This is a genomic window from Bacillus cereus, from assembly GCF_007678085.1.
In the GTDB taxonomy this organism is placed as follows: Bacteria; Bacillota; Bacilli; order Bacillales; family Bacillaceae_G; genus Bacillus_A; species Bacillus_A cereus_BE.
In genome coordinates, this window is sequence record NZ_VEDW01000001.1 from 732,471 (window position 1) to 750,972 (window position 18,502).

Sequence of the window (18,502 nt, forward strand, 5' to 3'; positions counted from 1 at the left end):
TATGCCATCTCTGTATAAAGATTCACGCTTGTATTTCATTCTAGGGGCCAATAGTTTATCAGCTATTGGTTCCGGAATTGTTATGATAACGATTCCGTGGTTGTTAATTAAAGAGAGCGGAGGAGAGACAACGTTTGGTTATGTTTCCATCATCGCAACTCTTATTATGTTTTTATTAACACCTTTTATCGGGCAAAGTATTGATCGTTTTTCAAGAAAATCTTTATTACTATGTAATGAAGGTATTGGGATAATCGTTATAGGAATGATGGCTATATGGGGATTTACTGGGCAACCTTATCATTCTATTCACTATATTCTTATATATATAGCAGGGTCATTTTACTATTTATTATTTTATCCTACAATGTTTGCGTTCAACCAAGAGATATTTCAAGCAGAACATTATAAAAGTTTAAGTGGAACAATGGAAATACAAGGACAGTTAACGCAAGTTATTTCAGGAGCGGCTGCTAGCTTCCTTATTGAAATTATTTCTTTAAAATGGATTTTGTTAGTAGATATGTTAACTTTTATAGGAGCATTCGTCCTTTTCTTATGTATACCGTACGTAAAGAAAAAGGAAGTGAAAAAGAAAGTAACATTTAAGAAGCAATTGTTCGAAGGGATTCACTTTATGCAAAAGCGTCCGAAGTTCTTTTGGTTTTTACTTGCGACTTATATGCCGTTTATCGGTGTTATGATGGCAAATTATTTAATCCCGGTATATATTTCAGATATATTAAAAGCTAGTGCCTCTGTCTACGCAATAGAAGGTATGATGTATGGTGTCGGAGCGGTTCTTGCGGGAATAAGTATTCCAATTATGATGAAATATGTCAAAATAGAAATTTCAATCGTCATGACGATGTTCCTATATGTAATTTCAATTACCGTAATGATTTTTGAACCTTCCGTAATGTTCTTATATGGACTTGCAATTTTTCATGCAATTGGAAATGCGGGTACAAGAGTGGCGAGAAATGTATTGATGATGGAGGAAATTCCAAACGAAGTAATGGGAAGAGTGGATAGCTTATTTCGATTAATTGGTACAGGAATAAGAATTGTATTATTAATGCTGTTTACAGTTGGTGTATCTAAAGCTGGGGTAATGCTCCCGTTTTACGTACTTAGCTGTATATTGATTCTATCATTAGGAATTGCTCTTTATTATGTATATTCACAACGTAAAGTAGGGACGAATGTTTCTAATAAATCAATCGTTTAAAAAACCTTCTGCCTTCCAATCTTTTTCTATCATTCCTTTCGAGAGGACTCCCACCTCTAAACGTAAGTGAAGGTGGTGAGGTGAATCGAAAGAAATATTTTATTTTCGAGAAAAAACGGAAACGTATGTTCTTTTTTGCTATAATATCCTTAACAAGGAGGTGAATAAAATGACAAAGGAAAATCCATCAAACTATAAAACTCTTCAAATTTGGATTAAAAAAGGGCATCGTATGTATTCTTATTTTCAAGAATGTTGTCATAACGCTAAGAACATGTACAACACCACAAACTTTTATATACGCCAGGTGTACACTGGATTAACACAAGAAAAAGAGTTGCAGCCTTTGCAAAAAGAAGTTCTGGAAAATATTCATAAAAATATTGGTAAGATGAATGACACACAACTTCTTGCCTATCAGAAGAAATTGGAAAAAGAGAAATTAAAGCCTAAAGAAGAACAGAAAGAGATTAAATGTAATTTGTTTTCAGAACCTAATTTTGAAAAACCTTATGTAGATTACAACTTTCTAGATGCACTATTTAAGGCTATGATTCAAAATGATTATCGAGCTTTGCCTACGCAATGTAGCCAGTCAATCATGAAAGGTTTGTTCCAAAATTGGAAATCTTTTTTTGCTAGTTTAAAAGACTATAAAAAGAATCCAAACAAATATGATGGAATGCCTAGGATTCCAAAGTATATTCGTTCTTCTGAAAAAGAGATTCTGTATACAAACCAAGATTGCATCATTAAAAACGGTAGATTTTTAAAGTTTCCAAAGACGAAATTGCAATTAAATATTGGGAAACTAGGTTTCACTGAAGGTAAACTGAAACAAGTTCGTGTGATTCCAAAATACAATGAATATGTAGTGGAATTGGTAATTGATGTTCCTTCTGAACAACAAATGATTGAAGAGAATGCTCGTTATATGAGTATTGATTTAGGGATTGATAACCTTGCAACCATCGTAACAAACACAGGTATGAAACCTGTCCTTGTTAAGGGCAAACATGTCAAAAGCATAAATCAATATTACAACAAAATGAAGAGTCATTTTACAAGCATTCTTAGAAATGGAAAACAAACTAATGAAGGACCTTTTACTTCTAAAAGGATAGAAAAACTTCATCAAAAACGTTACTTGAAAATAAAAGACGTCTTCCATAAAGTTAGTCACCATATCGTAAAACTAGCTCAAGAAGAAGAAGTTTGTAAAATCGTTATTGGTCAAAACAAAAGTTGGAAACAAGAAACGGATATGGGAAAAAGAAATAACCAATCGTTTTGTCATATCCCGCATAATTTACTGATTCAAATGATTACATACAAAGCAAATACTGTAGGCATTCAAGTTGTTGTAACTGAAGAATCATATACATCGAAAGCAAGTTTTCTGGATAACGACTTCATTCCAACGTATGGAGAAAATGACCAAAATACAACTTTTTCAGGAAAACGAATAAAGCGCGGCATATATCGTTCAGCAAATAAAACTTTAATTAATGCAGATGTAAATGCTGCGGCTAACATTTTACGAAAAGTAATCCCAAATGCATGGACAAATGGGATAGAGGGGTTAGGCGTGAAACAGCTCGCTAATGTGTTAACTCCCCTGACGTTAATCGTCCGTTAGGTCAAAACGTTAGAGACCCCCACTTCAAGCTTTGCTAAGTGGGGGAGTGTTCATATAATAAAAAGAAAGGGAGTGCAAACGTATATATGAACAAATGGATCTTACTTATAATCGTATTATTACCTCCGCTATACATCCTTTATATGACCTTTCGAATGAAGGAAGTTGCTCGTGAAAAATTGAGCTATCACTCTCCGTACGTTCTTATATTAGGTGCAAAGTTATTTGGAGATAGACCATCTTTATCTCTTCAAAACCGTTTGGATGTAGCGTTGGAATATTTATATTTCCATCCTGAAGCGAAAGTAATTGTTTCAGGAGGTCAAGGGGAAGATGAAGATATACCGGAAGCTCATAGTATGAGAAACTATTTAATGGTACATGGTATAGATGAGAGTCGTATTTTAATAGAAGATCAATCTACAAATACGTATGAGAATGTAAAGTTTAGTATGGATTTATATGATGTGAAACATGCGGTAGTTGTAAGTAATACGTATCATTTGTATAGAACGAAAATAATTGCAAAGCGTTTAGGCATGAAGATGGAGGCGCTAGCTGCTGAAACACCAATGCGTTCTAAGAGGAAAATGTATGTACGTGAATATGCTGCAATAATGAAAACAATATTGTTCGACCGTTAGAGCTCATAAGAGAGCTCTTTTTTTGTAGAATAAAGCGTATCATTTGAAATGAATGCCATCTTCCATCAAAATAAAAGAAACAACATTAAAGGAGTTGTATTTGTGATTCAATTTAATCATGTGTCAAAAGCGTATGAAGATGGCACGAAAGCAGTGGATTCATTGCATTTAGAAATTAAAAAGGGAGAGTTTTTTGTCCTTATTGGTCCGAGTGGTTGCGGGAAAACAACGACAATGAAAATGATTAATCGTTTAATTGAAACGACTGAAGGATCGATTTTAATCGATGGAAAAGATATTCAACAATATAATATAAACGAATTACGTTGGAATATAGGATACGTGTTGCAGCAAATCGCTTTGTTCCCGCATATGACAATTGCAGAAAATATTGCAGTTGTTCCTGAAATGAGAAGATGGAGCAAAGAAAAAACAAAAGCCCGTGTCGATGAATTGCTACAGATGGTCGGGCTAGATCCAGACGTATATCGCGATCGTATGCCTGATGAATTGTCAGGAGGCCAAAAGCAGCGCGTTGGTGTCGTAAGGGCATTAGCCGCAAATCCGAAAATCGTTCTTATGGACGAACCATTTAGTGCATTAGATCCGTTAAGTAGAGAGCAGCTTCAAAAGGATATTGTACAATTGCAAAAGAAGATTCAAAAAACAATTGTATTCGTAACACATGATATGCAAGAAGCATTATCACTTGGAGATCGTATTTGTATTATGAAAGAAGGGAAAGTTGTTCAATTAGATACACCAGAAGGAATTATACATAATCCGAAAAATGAATTTGTAGAAGAGTTCATTGGAAATCGTGGACGACCATGGTATGAAGGGAAAAGTATAGAAGATGTATTGCCACTTGATGAAAGTATGCGGGTAGAAGGAGATACGCTATCATTACATTCTTCTTTACAAGAAGCTCTAGTTCGTGTACGAGCTGACGAAGTCGTTCCAGTTGAAGAAAATGGACAATATGTTGGAGCTTTAACAAGCCGTCATATTGTCAATTACATTGTTGAACAAATGAAGGAAAGAGGCTAAACAGTGACTGATTTTATACAAACGTTCCAAGAACGAAAAATAGAATTATTAGCTGCATTAAGTGAGCATTTACAAATATCACTTATTTCACTATTTTTTGCAGTAATTATTGCAGTACCGCTTGGCATTTTATTAACGAGAAAAGAACGAGTGGCTGAGTTTATTATAGGCACTTCTGCAGTAATGCAAACAGTGCCATCACTTGCATTACTCGGACTTTTAATTCCGTTAGTAGGAATTGGAAAACTTCCAGCCATAATTGCGTTAGTTGTGTATGCACTATTACCTATTTTACGCAATACATACACAGGCATAAGGGAGTTAGATGAATCTTTAATTGAAGCAGCGAGAGCTATGGGGATGAATAGTTGGAGAAGACTGTGGAAGGTAGAGCTTCCTCTTGCACTACCAATTATTATGGCCGGTATTCGAACGGCGATGGTATTAATTGTTGGAACAGCTACATTAGCAGCTCTTATAGGTGCTGGTGGGCTCGGTAAACTCATATTACTAGGTATCGATCGAAATGATCATGCACTTATCATTTTAGGGGCCGTACCAGCCGCGTTACTCGCTTTATTCTTTGATGTAGTACTTCGAGTGCTTGAGAGTCCAAAACGCTCTTCTAAGCGTGTTATATTGACGATAAGTATTATTTGTATCATGATTGCTTCTCCCTTTCTTTGGAACACACAAAAGAAAGATATTGTTATTGCCGGCAAACTTGGGTCAGAACCTGAAATTTTAATTCAAATGTATAAGCAACTTATTGAACAAGATACCGATTTACACGTAGAATTAAAACCAGGTCTTGGAAAAACAGCATTTGTATTTGAAGCATTGAAATCAGGAGAAGTAGATATTTACCCAGAATTTTCAGGAACAGCTTTATCTACTTTCGTGAAAGAAGAGCCAAAAAGCACAAATCGGGATGAAGTATATGAGCAAGCCCGCGTTGGAATGGACAAGAAGTATAATATGGTGATGTTGAAGCCGATGGAGTATAACAATACATATGCACTAGCTATGCCGAAAAAAATAGCAGATCAAAATAATATAAATACAATTTCTGATTTAGGAAAAATGGCACAAGATGCTAAAGTAGGATTCACATTAGAATTTGCTGATCGTGAAGACGGTTATAAAGGAATGCAAAAAGTATATAACTATAAGTTTTCAAATGTGAAAACGATGGAACCGAAACTACGTTATAGTGCTATTCAATCAGGGGATGTTAACGTAATCGATGCATATTCAACAGATAGTGAACTTGAGCAATACGGACTTAAAGTGCTAAAAGATGATAAAGGATTATTCCCACCATACCAAGGTGCACCGTTATTAAGAAAAGAGACATTAGAAAAATATCCTGAACTTGAAAAAGTATTAAATAAATTATCTAGAAAGATTACAGATGAAGAAATGCGAAAAATGAATTATGAAGTAAATGTGAATGGAAAAGGTAGTGAAGAAGTAGCGAAACAATTTTTACAAAAAGAGAATTTACTTCGTTAATTTTACAAGAAATATACAAATTTATATGTATGAAATGACCGTTCATTACAAAATGAACGGTTTTTTTGTGCATACTTATACATTTTTTCAAAAAAGTATTCCATTTTTGTTCATTTTCTTTTAGAATAAGTAATGTTTTCCTGAAAAAATATAAAAGAAACGTCTATTAGAGAAAAAGGTGACTTTAATAGTTGAACGAACATAACACCTAGAATGACAGATGGGGTGGTACAAATAGAAAAGAAGTTAGGATTTTTTCCATTAATTGCATTAGTAGTCGGAACAATGGTTGGTGGCGGTGTATTTAGTTTACCGCATGATTTAGCAGTAGGAGCAAATAGCGGCTCTATAATAATTGGCTGGTGTATTACAGCGATGGGAATGATCCCACTCGCGCTCGTATATCAAACGTTAGCAAGACAAAAACCAGAGCTTGAGGGCGGAATTTATAGTTATGCACGTGCTGGTTTCGGTGAATATATTGGATTTAACAGTGCTTGGGGATACTGGTTAGCAGGAATTTTAGGAAACGTTGCAACAATCATGTTACTGTTTAGTACGTTAGGTTATTTCTTCCCAATTTTTAAAGGTGGGAATAATGTTGCGTCTATCATTGGAGCATCACTTTTATTATGGACACTTCATTTTCTAATTTTATTTGGAATTCGTGAAGCATCTATTATGAATGTTATTGCAACAATAGGGAAATTAGTTCCAATCGTATTATTTATTGTTGTAATGGTAACAGCGTTTCGTTGGGATACATTTACACATGATTTTTGGGGAGAAGGAACAATCTCAGTTTCCTCTATTCTTGGACAAGTGAAAAATACAATGCTTGTAACTCTTTGGGTTTTCATTGGGGTTGAAGGAGCGGTTGTATTATCTGGTAGAGCGAAAAATAGCCGAGATGTTGGTAAAGCGACAGTACTTGGACTTATTTTAGTAATGTCTATTTATATTTTAATTTCTGTCTTGTCAATGGGAGCGATGACAAGAGGAGAGCTTTCCGTGTTAGAAACCCCGTCGATGGGACATGTATTAGAACATGTTGTTGGGACATGGGGCGCAGTTGCGATTAACATCGGGTTAGTTGCTTCACTTGTAGGTACATTAATAGGCTGGTTTTTACTTGTTTCTGAAATTTCCCACGTAGCAGGAAAAGATGGCGTGTTTCCGAAGGTCTTTACGAAAACAAATAAAAAACAAACGCCACATATGGCATTATGGATCTCAAATGGCGTTGCCCAAATTATATTTATAATCGTTCTGTTTTCAGAATCAACATATCAAATTATGTATTTCATAGCGTCAACATCAATTTTAGTACCATATTTATTATCAGCGTTATTCCAATTCAAATTAGTTATTACAAACGAACTAAAAGATGCAAAAGTAAAAAACGGCTCGTTAGCTTTAATTGCTTCTATTTATTCTATATGGCTTCTATATGCAGCAGGTTTGAAAAATTTATTACTTGTTTCAATCGTATATGGAATCGGGATTATTGTTTACATGTATGCAAGAAAAGAAAAGGGAAATCGTTGTTTTAGAGGTATTGAGAGATATGTAATGTGGGCAATTGTTATTGCAGCTATCACATCAATCTATATGTTATTGACTGGAAATATAAAAATGTAAAAGTCCTTTTAAATAAAGGGCTTTTTTCTTTGTCTAGAGAATATTTAATACATAAGATATTCAGGAGGGATGAAAATGGAAGAAAAAGAACAGTTAACCAGAATTGTTGATTTAGCGAGTGAAGTAAGGAAAGTATTAGTGCAAGAATCCTTTTTTAATCATCATCCTGAACTACGAGGAGTGATTGAAAATTTAGCGAGTGCTGTAGAGAATTTGGCGGAATTACAGCAAAATACAGATGAAAACGCTGAAGATCGATTACGATATGTACTTGCTAAAATGAAAATTGCACATAATGCCATTTTACAAGAGAAAAAAGCATTTCCATCTCATTAATATACGTTTTCATTTTGAACCTGGCAGATAAAGTCAGGTTTTTTGTTTCTAGTTTTTCTTTTCTTTCATACACTAAGAATAGTATGAAAAAAGAAGGTGACGAAGGTGAAATTACATAAAGCTCTTCAGCCAAGTTTTATAAAACGAATGTACTATATGAGGTTTATCGGAAAGTTTACAAAAGCAGAGAGAGAGAAGAATGGAGAGAACTTCTTTGTACAATGCCTATCGCCAATGCCATTCATGTTACAAGAGCAATTAAAAAATGAACCATACGTATTTGAAGGTTTATGTAGCAATAAAAAGAATGAAAAAATCTTTTCGGAATTAAAGAAAAGAAAATTAGAAAAGCAACTGGTTATGTTTCGTCTCTATTACGAGAGAGGAAATATATATGTGGAGTTAATTTGTGCAGAAGAACCGCGAGAAATGGCAAATGGCTATAAAATGATTCCAGTACCTAAAGTTTCCGATTATAAAAAAGGAGAGTCTTTAGAAAGAAAACTTGGAAATGGCTATTTGTCATTTTTAATGCCAAAATATCCGAAAGACTTTGAGTCTCCTGAATTATTGTGGCACGATGGAAGGTTATACGGAAATATATCTTTAAAATCATCATCAATTAGTTCAATCGCATATTTTGAACAGCAGCGGGAATGTAAGTATATAGACTTTAATGACTGGATGAAGCATGTAGAAATAGCGGTAGAAGATCAATTGTATTTTGTAAGTAATCATGTGTATGAGCAATTAAAAAAACGAATGAATGAAGAAGGTAAGCTTGTAGAGGTAGAGGAAATAAAAGTGCAAAAGGATGAATGGGAGTGGGATGAGCGTGAATCCGTCTTTTTACAGTATGTAAAAAGTTTTGTGCGTAATAAAGGACTATATTTGGATGAAACGGACATTTACAATTTTCATATAAGTGCCAAAACAAATATGTTGACGATTCTTGGTGGTATACCAGGTGCTGGGAAATCTCGTTTTGTGCAAGCTTATGCAGAATCACTTGGATTGCAGTATGGGGAAGAATTAGTTTGGATTCCGATTTCACCATCGTATCAAGAACCACATGATTTACTTGGTTACCTTCACCCAAATGGTACTTTTATTGAAAGTGAAACAAAATTAGTTAGGGCGTTAATGAAGGCAAAAGAAAATCAAAATCAGCTATATATAATCGTTTTTGATGAAATGAATATGTCACATATTGAGCATTGGTTTACTCCATTTCTATCTGTTCTTCAACTTGAAAAGCAAAATCGTATTTTAAATTTGTATGAGGGTGTACAAGAAAAAGAAAATCCAATTCCATCAACAATTGAAATTGGAGAAAATATTATATTTGTAGGTACTGTAAATTTTGATGAAACAACGAAAGAGCTCTCAGATCGACTATTAGATCGGACGAATTTAATATCGTTACAAAAGATTCCGTTTTGTGAGATGTGTATGGAACAAGAGAAAGTTGTATTACAGCCACCATTGAAAGTAACTGCAGGAGAATTCCGAATAAGTTGGGTTAGGAATAAAGCGATGATTGAGGTGTTTTCTGAAGAAGAGTTAGAACTATTAGATAAGTTACATGCTGTATTATCATCACACGATTCGTCAAAGGGAATTTCTTTTCGATGTGCAAACGCAATAGCTGTTTATTTGCAAAATATACCGTTCCAAAATAATCATTCCTATATGATCAGTAGAGAAGAGGGATTTGATTTACAAATCAAGCAACGTGTATTGACGAAAATAAGAGGGACTGAAATGATGGTGGGGTCTTTACTTTCTGAAGAAGTAAAAAGGGGGGCGACATTAGTACCTCTTTTGCAATCGCCACTTGCAAACAGAGTATCTACATTTGAACACTCTTTAGCATATATAAGAGAAAAGCGTAGAGAACTGGAGTTGTATGGTTATGCAAAATGAAGGGCGATATGAAACAGAAATCGTTGATACGAGAGAAACACTCCCTTTTGTATTAAAGTTAATCATTGGATCTGAGGCAAAAGGGGAATATGTTTTATTAAATCGTCTTTGTACATCTACTACAGCATTAGTTCAATGTATTTATAAAGTGCAAGAATTAAAACCAATTAGATTGCATTATCATTATGAAAGTCCAATGAATATTACTTTTATATGGAATAAAGTATATGAGGGACAGAAAAATATAAAAGAGTCAAAATATGAAATAAATGAAAAAAAACAAAAGGTATTAATATATGAACATGGAAAAACGGAATTCTTTTATCCATGGCGTTGTGGATTATATCATTTTGAAGTGAATATAGAAGATAGAACGTATTATGGTGCTTTTCAAGTCGTTCCGAAAAATTTTTTTGATGATCAATTTGAAATGATTCAAAACTATGTAAAGTCAATTTTAAATGAGTTGATTTTAGATAGAGGTTATTATAAAAAGACTTTCTCTGCGCTCAGTGATATTGAAGATTCTTCATATTTAGTGTTACTTAGAAAGTTGCCGCAAAAAATGAAAAAGATAAAGCAAATTTTTAAGAAAATAGAATCGAGTTCAAAGTTTATACACGAATATAAGTGGGAAGAAAAAGAGCGGAAATCAACGAGAAAAGGAGCCGTAGTGGCGGAAAGAAAACCGTATGCAAAATATTATAACCGTAAGTGTATAGAACAAAAAAATAGTAAGGAAAATGCGTTTCTTAAATTTAAAGCGATGCAATTTTATCTCTATTTACTTGAAGCTGAAAGTTTTTTACGTCAAACAATTGAAATATTAGAAAGAGCGAAGAAGAAGAAATCAGAAGAATTTCAAGCTGTAAAAACGATTATACAAACAATTGAGCGTAATGGATCAGTGACCGATAGAGAAAAACAAAAATATAAAAATATACATTTACTAAAAGAGGCGGATTTACGAAAAAGTTCTATGAAGATACAAGAATATAAAATATTAGCGCATTTTGTACATGAAAGTGTACAATACTTTCAAACTTTAATGCATTCTCCATTTTGGAGAGAAGTTTCTGAAACGGGTAAGATGAACTCACATAATTTACCGATACCACATCAACAACTACTACAGCATTTTGAGTTACTTCCACAATATACAAATCAATCTCCATCTTTATTATTTGTTTATAAACCAACATTTTTAGTGTATGAATATTACGCTTTTTTTATCGTTATTTCCATGTTAGAGCAAATTGGTTTTGAGGCTAGAAATTCCATTCGTGAACAAATACAAGAACATTTTTATGTAGATGGATTACAGGATGGAACGACAGTAGTTTTACATCGAGATGATATTAGGGTACATGTCGCATTTAATGATTTAATTGAAACACATCCTCTTATTGCATTAAGTAAAGGGAGTAATTTTTATAATGGAGAAGATACGAAGAAGCCAGACATTCGCTTAGACTGTTATGTAAAGGAAGAAGGGAAATACGTATACCAATCTTCTATTATTATTGAAGTGAAGTATAGTCCAATGTACAATATTTTTCAGCACGTTGGAAATACGAAAGCAACTGAGCAAATGTATAAGTACTGGTCTATAAAATATGTAGAAGAACAGGATGGAAAGAGAGTCTATTATCGAAGGGCCATTTATGAAGTTATTTGTGTATATCCTGGAAGCCATATGCACAGTAAAAAAATTGAGTCTGGATGTGGTGTGTTCTTGCAATTATATCCATATAAAACGAAACAAGGAGAAGAGAAATTAGCCGGAAAGCATGGAATGGTACAAATTTTTGAGAAGTGGTTAAAAAGCATGAAGAAGTAAAAAAATCCTTTTTTATAAAGGGTTTTTTTAGATTAAGAAGAAATATATGCTGTATGGAAAACAACTTCATACAATTTGAATTTGAAAGTAATATAAATATGTTGTTAGAAGAACGGGACATGAGGGATAAAAGACGAGTAAGTTGGAATTTAATTCGTTTTGCAGAATATAATAAGTCATAAATATTTTTAGTTGCATACGAAGATTTGTTCTTATATGATAGATAGTGAAAGCGTTAACAAAAACAGAGCGGCGATGGGAAAGGCGGGTAAATATGTTCCAGCGTGTTCAAACAAAGGAAGAACATTTTTGGTTCGAGCAACTATGGGGAGATTTTTGTGAAGAAAGAAACTTAATGTTCGTAGAACGTAATTTAAATCCATCACGATTTTTATTAATAGAAGATGAACATCATATTGGTACAGTAGAATGTATTAAATATACGAAACCAGAGCAATCGAATTCTGAGTTTTTCTATCCGTTTTCTAAAAATGACTTAGTGAAAGATTTGAAAAATGTATATGAAATAGGCAAGTTAAGTATTGCGAAAACGTCTCGTGGGAGAGGACACTTCAAAAGACTAACAGCTATTTTATTTATGCATGCATTAGAAACGAAAGCAGAATGGTATATTGCAGCAGTTACAAAAAGAATGTATATGTATTTATTAACACTCGGTTTCCCAATTGAACCGATAGATAAGCCATTTCAGTTTCATGATACTTTACAAGGTGTACCAGTACGAATACACGCTCGAAAAGGGGCTACGCATTTGTATTCTTTAAAAGAATTTCGAGATGTGATTCAAGGGAATGCTCATGCACAGTCATTAATTGCAGAATACAGTAAGAATATTATGTTAACCAAATAAAGCGAAATGAATATGTATAATAAAGAGAATGCTATATTAATGTGAAATCATTCTTCAAGAAAAAAAGACCCTTATTATTTTAATAAGGGTCTAAAAATTATAATCCAAATATACTAAAAATCATTTTGCGGCGCTTCGGCTTCTTTTCTCGTTCATACGTTGGTTTTGAATCAGGAGTAATATATATTGGTTCTTCCTTCTTGAGGGCAGCTTCTAGCTTTTGAATTCTCTCTAACATTTCCTCCATTTCACGGCGATGTTGTAAAAGTTGGTACGTAACAACATCATTCGCCTTATCTTGCATTTGTTCTTCCATTCGATCTAGCCTTCTCGTAATTGTGTTTAATTGATCGGCTAATTGTTCCAAATCATGCGATGATATGTTTTGAACAATTGTATTTACTTGAGTTTTTAATTCTTCAACATCGTTTGATGATGTTTTTTGAGTAGGGTGAGAATTTTGAGACTGCTCTATTTGTGAAAGGTGGTATTCTAGCATTTGATCTAAATCGTCTTGTGTAAAAATAAAGTGACCATATTTATTTTTTTCTATCGAAAGATTTAATTGTTGTGCAATCCGGACAACAGCCTTTGGGCTAACACCTAATTTTTTTGCGATAAATGGTGTTTTATATTCCAAAATAATCCCTCCTATATATATCCTGTTGAATGATTTCGATCTATGAAGTAAGTTCCCTTCTAGTGTGACAAAAGAAGTGTGGAATCGGCAAAGAAAGTGTTTTTTCACGAAATGAAACTATGAAGAATATATCGTGTATATAAAAATATTTTATCTTAAGATTTAGAATCATTTGACTGAGGGAAATGAATTAGATTATCATAATGATAAATATCTTTTTTATGTATGCATATAATATATAAAAAGGTGGTTGCTAATGTAGAATTTTGTTAGAGTATTAGAATGCTTACTTCACTTGAATAAAATTAAGTAGGAGGTGGCTTCCTTGCTTACAATGTAAGTAAGGAAAAGTATTTGGACATATATAGTATAAGTATAGTGATTGTTTTAATTGCCTTAACGGCATTTTTCGTTGCAGCAGAATTTGCAATTGTTAAAGTACGAAGTTCACGAATTGACTATTTAATTGCAGAAGGAAATAATCGTGCAACATCTGTCAAAACAGTCATTACAAACTTAGACGAATATTTATCTGCTTGTCAGCTAGGAATAACAGTTACAGCTCTGGGGATTGGGTGGTTTGGTAAACCTGCGTTAAAGCAAATGTTCGACACTCTTTTTGTAAATTTGAACATTTCTACTCAACTAGCGGACATTTTTGCTGTAATTTTAGTGTTTTTGTTTATTACATTTTTACATGTAGTAATAGGGGAATTGTCCCCAAAAACATTAGCGATTCAAAAAGCTGAACAAGTGAGTTTATTTGTTGCTAAACCGTTAATTTCCTTTTATCGTATGGCGTTTCCATTTATTTGGCTATTAAATGGATCAGCCCGAATTATCACGAAGTTGTTAGGGCTGAAACCACCGAAAGGACACGATGAAGTTCATTCAGAAGAAGAATTACGGTTATTAGTTTCAGAAAGTTACAAAAACGGAGAGATTAATCAGTCTGAATATAAATATGTAAATAAAATTTTTGAATTTGATGATCGCATAGCAAAAGAAATAATGGTACCCCGAACTGAAATGCATATTATAAGTAAAGAAATGCCTGCTGAAGAAGCTTTGCAAAAAATGTCTCGGGAAAAATATACGAGATATCCAGTTGTTGATGGGGACAAAGACCACGTAATAGGCTTTGTAAACTTTAAAGATATTTTCACAGATTTTGTGCAGCATAGTGCAGTAAGTAATAAGAAAGTAGAGCAATATATGAGGCCGATCATTTTAGTTATCGATTCTATCCCAATACACGACTTATTTTTAAAAATGCAAAAAGAAAGAACGCATATTGCTATATTGATAGATGAATATGGTGGTACGTCTGGACTTGTTACTGTTGAAGACATTTTAGAAGAAATAGTTGGAGATATTCAAGATGAGTTTGATACAGATGAACAGCCAGAAATTCAACAAATTAGTGAAACGAAAACGATATTAGAGGGAAAAGTGCTCGTAAGTGAAGTGAATACGTTATTAGGATTAACGATTGATGATAATGGTGTTGATACAATAGGTGGATGGATTTTAACGAAGAATATAGAAATTGCTGAAGAGGATTTCATTGAAATTGAAAATTATAAGTTTTGCGTGAAAGAATTAGATGGACACTATATAAAGAGATTAGAAGTTACAAAAAGTGTAGAATCCATTATTGTATTAGAAGATGAAAAGCAAATTTCATTACAAGAACAAATTAGTTCGTAGACTCTGCTATATGGCAGAGTTTTTTTGAGCATAATGTTTTTGGCAGAATAAGGGCTATGATACAATGACATAAGTCAGACCTTTCACTAGGTTAAGTATTGTTGTATGCATATATTTGGAAGGGGAAGAATTATGAAAAAGCATTTATATATAAATGGAGATTGGAAGTCGGTAAACACGTATAAACCATTATACGCACCATATTCTGAAGAAACGTTAGCGGAAATTGCACAGGGAACGGAAGAAGATGTACAAGAGGCTGTTACTGCTGCAAAAAATGCAATGAAAGAAATGAATACATTATCTGCATATGATCGTGCGACCATTTTAGAGAAGGTTGCACAAAAAATGGATGAAAGAAGAGAAGAGTTTGCACAGATTATTGCAAAAGAGGCTGCAAAACCAATACGTGCTGCGAGAGGAGAAGTAGATCGTACCGTTCAGACATACAAATTTGCAGCGGAAGAAGCGAAACGTATATATGGCGAGACACTACCACTTGATGCAGCACCTGGTGCAGATGGGCGTATTGCTTATACAATACGTAAACCGATTGGGGTTATAGGAGCTATTACACCATTTAATTTCCCATTAAATTTAGTAGCACATAAAGTCGGCCCTGCAATTGCTGCCGGAAATACAGTTGTGTTAAAACCAGCTGATCAAACGCCATTATCGTCTTACGCATTAGTTGAATTATTTGAAGAGGCAGGATTGCCAAAAGGAGCTTTAAATATTATTTCTGGTCTTGGTTCAATTGTAGGTGAGGCGATAGTTACAAATGATGATGTTGCTTCCATTACTTTTACGGGAAGTCCGAAAGTTGGAATTGGAATAAAGGCAAAGGCTGGGTTAAAGCGAGTTACGTTGGAACTTGGATCAAATGCTGCTGTTATCATTGATGAAGATGTAGAATTAACAGATGAATTAATTGAACGTGTAAAATGGGGAGCATTTGTAAACAATGGACAAGTTTGTATTTCTGTACAACGTGTTTTTGTACATGAAAAGAGAATGGATGAATTTCTATCAAAGCTAAATAAAGCGATGGAAACAGTTGTTGTTGGTGATCCACTGCTTGAAGAAACGGATGTATCGGCTTTAATTTCGAAAAAAGATGTAGAGCGAATAGACATGTGGGTGCAAGAAGCTATTAAGGAAGGTGCAGATGTTTTATACGGTGGTAAGAAACGTGATACAAGGATTTTTGAACCAACCATATTAACAAATGTTCCAGAGTATGTATCTGTTCAGTGCCAAGAAGTATTCGGTCCACTCATGACAGTAAATACATTTAAAGAATTTGATGAGGCGATAGAGCAAGTAAATGATTCACGTTACGGTCTACAAGCAGGTGTGTTTACAAATAATTTGTTTAAAGCAATGCGTGCAATTGATGAGCTAGAGGTTGGTGGTGTCATGATTAATGATATTCCAACGTTTAGGGTAGATCATATGCCTTACGGTGGTGTGAAGGAAAGTGGTACGGGGCGTGAAGGAATTAAATATGCAATAGAAGAAATGACAGAAATGAAATTAGTGTGTATTAAAAAATAAAGTAGATCGAGCTAAAACATTCCAATAAAAAAACGAGTAGGAAATGTTTACGATTCCATACTCGTTTTTTTATTGTTTGTTTTACGTTTCTCGGAACGATTTCATTTAATGAAGTGTACCTTTTACTTCATTTCTTGTTTGAAAATAGCATCTTCTACATAAATTTGTTCTTTGTCAACAGCAGTGCTATGAGATAATACTAAACCGATTGGTGTTTCTATACCTTTATTTTGAACAATTGTAAAAGGAACATTTTTTTCATTTGCTAATTTAATGTATTTTGATAAATGTGGGTAAGCAATGCCACCATTTAGGAATATTTGTAATGATTGAGAAGAGCGCATGCTACTGGCTACTTCAGAATATACATTACTTTGCATTACTTGACCGATAGTTAAAGCGATTTCTACACGCTCACGTAATGTAGTTAAATACATATTACGTTCTTCTGGTTTGTTCTGCTTTTGGCCGTAAATGCCTTCTTGGAGATAATCTTCCACATTTTTATTTACCATATTTTTCACACCTTTCATTTTCTATTGTACGAAAGAATGAAGCAGGATGCAAAAAAAGTCTCATTGAATGTAAAAAACTTTGAATGAAAGGAAGGAAAATGGAATGTATCAATCTAAACAATTAATAAAGACATTAAAAATTTTATCAACACATATTAACAAAATGTGACAATAATCTATTAACGAATTGCGATTTTTGTGTTAATATTCAAAATATAAAGGGTGTTCGTCGCATGGAAATGGAGGGAATGGAGGTTTTTCCAATCGATAAGGATATTAAAGAAGTATTTTGTTCGCACTTGAAAAACAACAGGCACCAATTCGTTGAGAACTGGAAAAACAAAATGATAATTTCCGATAAAGATCCATTTAGACTAGAAGCAGTTCAAAATGGAGAGGATTTATTAGAGTTAATTATCGAACTTACTATGGAAGAAAAAGATATAGATTATCTTCAGCCATTATGCGAGAAAATTGCTATTGAACGTGCAGGAGCAGATGCGAATATAGGTGATTTTGTTTATAATGCAAATGTGGGAAGAAATGAACTTTTCGAAGCGATGTGTGAATTAGATGTAAGCGCACGTGAATTGAAACCAATTATGGCCCAAATACATACTTGTTTTGACAAATTAATATATTATACTGTTTTAAAATACTCGGAAATTATCTCAAGAAATTTAGAGGAAAAACAGCAATATATTAACGAAACACATAAAGAAAGGCTAACGATTTTAGGGCAAATGTCAGCTAGTTTTGTACATGAATTTCGTAACCCGCTCACTTCAATTATGGGATTTGTCAAATTATTAAAGGCAGATCATCCTAGTTTATCGTATTTAGATATCATTTCGCATGAATTAGACCAATTAAATTTTCGTATTTCGCAATTTTTACTCGTATCGAAAAAAGAAATGTGGAATGAATCAGAACGATTTTGGCTTAATGATTTGTTTCAAGATATTATACAGTTCTTATATCCGAGTTTGGTCAATGCAAATGTTTCAATTGAAAAGAATTTGCCGTATCCAATTCCGCTTACTGGTTATCGGAGTGAAGTGAGACAAGTATTTTTAAATATATTAATGAACTCAATTGACGCTCTTGAATCAATGAAAGAAGAACGGAAAATTATCATTGATGTATTTGAAGAAGATCAATCAATTCGAATTGTGATAAAAAATAATGGGCCAATGATTCCAGCTGAAAATGTAGAAACGATTTTTGAACCGTTTGTAACTACTAAAAAGTTAGGAACTGGTATTGGATTGTTTGTATGTAAACAAATTGTAGAAAAACATAATGGATCCATCATGTGCCGTTCAGATAACGAATGGACAGAATTTCAAATTGTATTTCAAAAATAAACAGTCTACACCAAATGAAT

At 33.5% G+C, this 18,502-nt stretch carries 15 protein-coding genes; 13 read left to right on the forward strand and 2 right to left on the reverse strand.

Features of this window, described 5'->3' with window-relative positions; translation table 11 throughout:
• Nucleotide 1: 1 nt before the first annotated feature.
• The 10 genes from FS742_RS03665 (at nucleotide 2) to FS742_RS03710 (ending at nucleotide 12,693) form a co-directional block, all read left to right on the forward strand.
• Nucleotides 2-1,231, forward strand: a complete 1,230-nt coding sequence (locus FS742_RS03665; RefSeq protein WP_144611246.1) for an MFS transporter — start codon at nucleotides 2-4, stop codon at nucleotides 1,229-1,231.
• Nucleotides 1,232-1,400: 169 nt separating this feature from the next.
• Nucleotides 1,401-2,870: an RNA-guided endonuclease InsQ/TnpB family protein gene (locus FS742_RS03670; protein ID WP_144611247.1), complete on the forward strand. Its 1,470-nt coding sequence runs from the start codon at nucleotides 1,401-1,403 to the stop codon at nucleotides 2,868-2,870.
• Nucleotides 2,871-2,956: 86 nt separating this feature from the next.
• Nucleotides 2,957-3,514 (forward strand): YdcF family protein, encoded by a 558-nt coding sequence (locus tag FS742_RS03675; RefSeq protein WP_144611248.1) that lies wholly within the window; start codon nucleotides 2,957-2,959, stop codon nucleotides 3,512-3,514.
• 102 nt (nucleotides 3,515-3,616) lie between these two features.
• Nucleotides 3,617-4,564: an ABC transporter ATP-binding protein gene (locus tag FS742_RS03680; RefSeq protein WP_144611249.1), complete on the forward strand. Its 948-nt coding sequence runs from the start codon at nucleotides 3,617-3,619 to the stop codon at nucleotides 4,562-4,564.
• Between the two features lie 3 nt (nucleotides 4,565-4,567).
• On the forward strand, nucleotides 4,568-6,079 hold the full coding sequence (locus FS742_RS03685; protein WP_144611250.1) for an ABC transporter permease/substrate-binding protein: 1,512 nt from the start codon (nucleotides 4,568-4,570) through the stop codon (nucleotides 6,077-6,079).
• 213 nt (nucleotides 6,080-6,292) lie between these two features.
• On the forward strand, nucleotides 6,293-7,720 hold the full coding sequence (gene arcD / locus FS742_RS03690) for an arginine-ornithine antiporter (protein WP_144611251.1): 1,428 nt from the start codon (nucleotides 6,293-6,295) through the stop codon (nucleotides 7,718-7,720).
• Between the two features lie 75 nt (nucleotides 7,721-7,795).
• The gene (locus FS742_RS03695; protein WP_000391452.1) at nucleotides 7,796-8,056 is read left to right on the forward strand and encodes a hypothetical protein; all 261 of its coding nucleotides are present in this window, start codon (nucleotides 7,796-7,798) and stop codon (nucleotides 8,054-8,056) included.
• A 105-nt stretch (nucleotides 8,057-8,161) separates the two neighbouring features.
• Nucleotides 8,162-9,982: an AAA family ATPase gene (locus FS742_RS03700; RefSeq protein WP_144611252.1), complete on the forward strand. Its 1,821-nt coding sequence runs from the start codon at nucleotides 8,162-8,164 to the stop codon at nucleotides 9,980-9,982.
• The gene (locus FS742_RS03705; protein ID WP_144611253.1) at nucleotides 9,972-11,822 is read left to right on the forward strand and encodes a hypothetical protein; all 1,851 of its coding nucleotides are present in this window, start codon (nucleotides 9,972-9,974) and stop codon (nucleotides 11,820-11,822) included. Before FS742_RS03700 ends, FS742_RS03705 begins: the two co-directional genes overlap by 11 nt.
• Nucleotides 11,823-12,096: 274 nt before the next feature.
• Nucleotides 12,097-12,693: a hypothetical protein gene (locus FS742_RS03710; protein WP_144611254.1), complete on the forward strand. Its 597-nt coding sequence runs from the start codon at nucleotides 12,097-12,099 to the stop codon at nucleotides 12,691-12,693.
• Between the two features lie 97 nt (nucleotides 12,694-12,790).
• On the opposite strand, the gene racA is transcribed toward FS742_RS03710, so the two are convergent.
• A complete protein-coding gene (racA, locus tag FS742_RS03715) occupies nucleotides 12,791-13,333 on the reverse strand; it encodes a chromosome-anchoring protein RacA (protein WP_144611255.1) in 543 nt (180 codons plus the stop codon).
• A 354-nt stretch (nucleotides 13,334-13,687) separates the two neighbouring features.
• On the opposite strand from racA, the gene FS742_RS03720 reads away from it, so the two are divergent.
• Nucleotides 13,688-15,043, forward strand: coding sequence for a hemolysin family protein (locus FS742_RS03720; RefSeq protein ID WP_144611256.1), 1,356 nt, complete (start codon nucleotides 13,688-13,690; stop codon nucleotides 15,041-15,043).
• Between the two features lie 132 nt (nucleotides 15,044-15,175).
• A complete protein-coding gene (locus FS742_RS03725; protein WP_144611257.1) occupies nucleotides 15,176-16,600 on the forward strand; it encodes an aldehyde dehydrogenase family protein in 1,425 nt (474 codons plus the stop codon).
• 122 nt (nucleotides 16,601-16,722) lie between these two features.
• Here the strand turns inward: FS742_RS03725 and FS742_RS03730 are convergent, their stop codons facing one another.
• Nucleotides 16,723-17,115, reverse strand: a complete 393-nt coding sequence (locus tag FS742_RS03730; RefSeq protein ID WP_000247570.1) for a YueI family protein — start codon at nucleotides 17,113-17,115, stop codon at nucleotides 16,723-16,725.
• Nucleotides 17,116-17,348: 233 nt separating this feature from the next.
• Here FS742_RS03730 and FS742_RS03735 point away from each other — a divergent pair, with 233 nt between their 5' ends.
• Nucleotides 17,349-18,482: a BA2291 family sporulation histidine kinase gene (locus tag FS742_RS03735; protein ID WP_395940388.1), complete on the forward strand. Its 1,134-nt coding sequence runs from the start codon at nucleotides 17,349-17,351 to the stop codon at nucleotides 18,480-18,482.
• Nucleotides 18,483-18,502: the final 20 nt, after the last annotated feature.

Excerpts from the sequence above, each read along its gene's own strand:
- FS742_RS03695 (WP_000391452.1), top strand. The coding sequence starts at position 7,796 with ATGGAAGAAAAAGAACAGTTAACCAGAATTGTTGATTTAGCGAGTGAA.
- FS742_RS03670 (WP_144611247.1), top strand. The coding sequence starts at position 1,401 with ATGACAAAGGAAAATCCATCAAACTATAAAACTCTTCAAATTTGGATT.
- FS742_RS03665 (WP_144611246.1), top strand. The coding sequence starts at position 2 with ATGCCATCTCTGTATAAAGATTCACGCTTGTATTTCATTCTAGGGGCC.
- FS742_RS03725 (WP_144611257.1), top strand. The coding sequence starts at position 15,176 with ATGAAAAAGCATTTATATATAAATGGAGATTGGAAGTCGGTAAACACG.
- arcD (WP_144611251.1), top strand. The coding sequence starts at position 6,293 with ATGACAGATGGGGTGGTACAAATAGAAAAGAAGTTAGGATTTTTTCCA.
- FS742_RS03675 (WP_144611248.1), top strand. The coding sequence starts at position 2,957 with ATGAACAAATGGATCTTACTTATAATCGTATTATTACCTCCGCTATAC.
- FS742_RS03735 (WP_395940388.1), top strand. The coding sequence starts at position 17,349 with ATGGAAATGGAGGGAATGGAGGTTTTTCCAATCGATAAGGATATTAAA.
- FS742_RS03705 (WP_144611253.1), top strand. The coding sequence starts at position 9,972 with ATGCAAAATGAAGGGCGATATGAAACAGAAATCGTTGATACGAGAGAA.
- FS742_RS03710 (WP_144611254.1), top strand. The coding sequence starts at position 12,097 with ATGTTCCAGCGTGTTCAAACAAAGGAAGAACATTTTTGGTTCGAGCAA.
- FS742_RS03730 (WP_000247570.1), bottom strand. The coding sequence starts at position 17,115 with ATGGTAAATAAAAATGTGGAAGATTATCTCCAAGAAGGCATTTACGGC.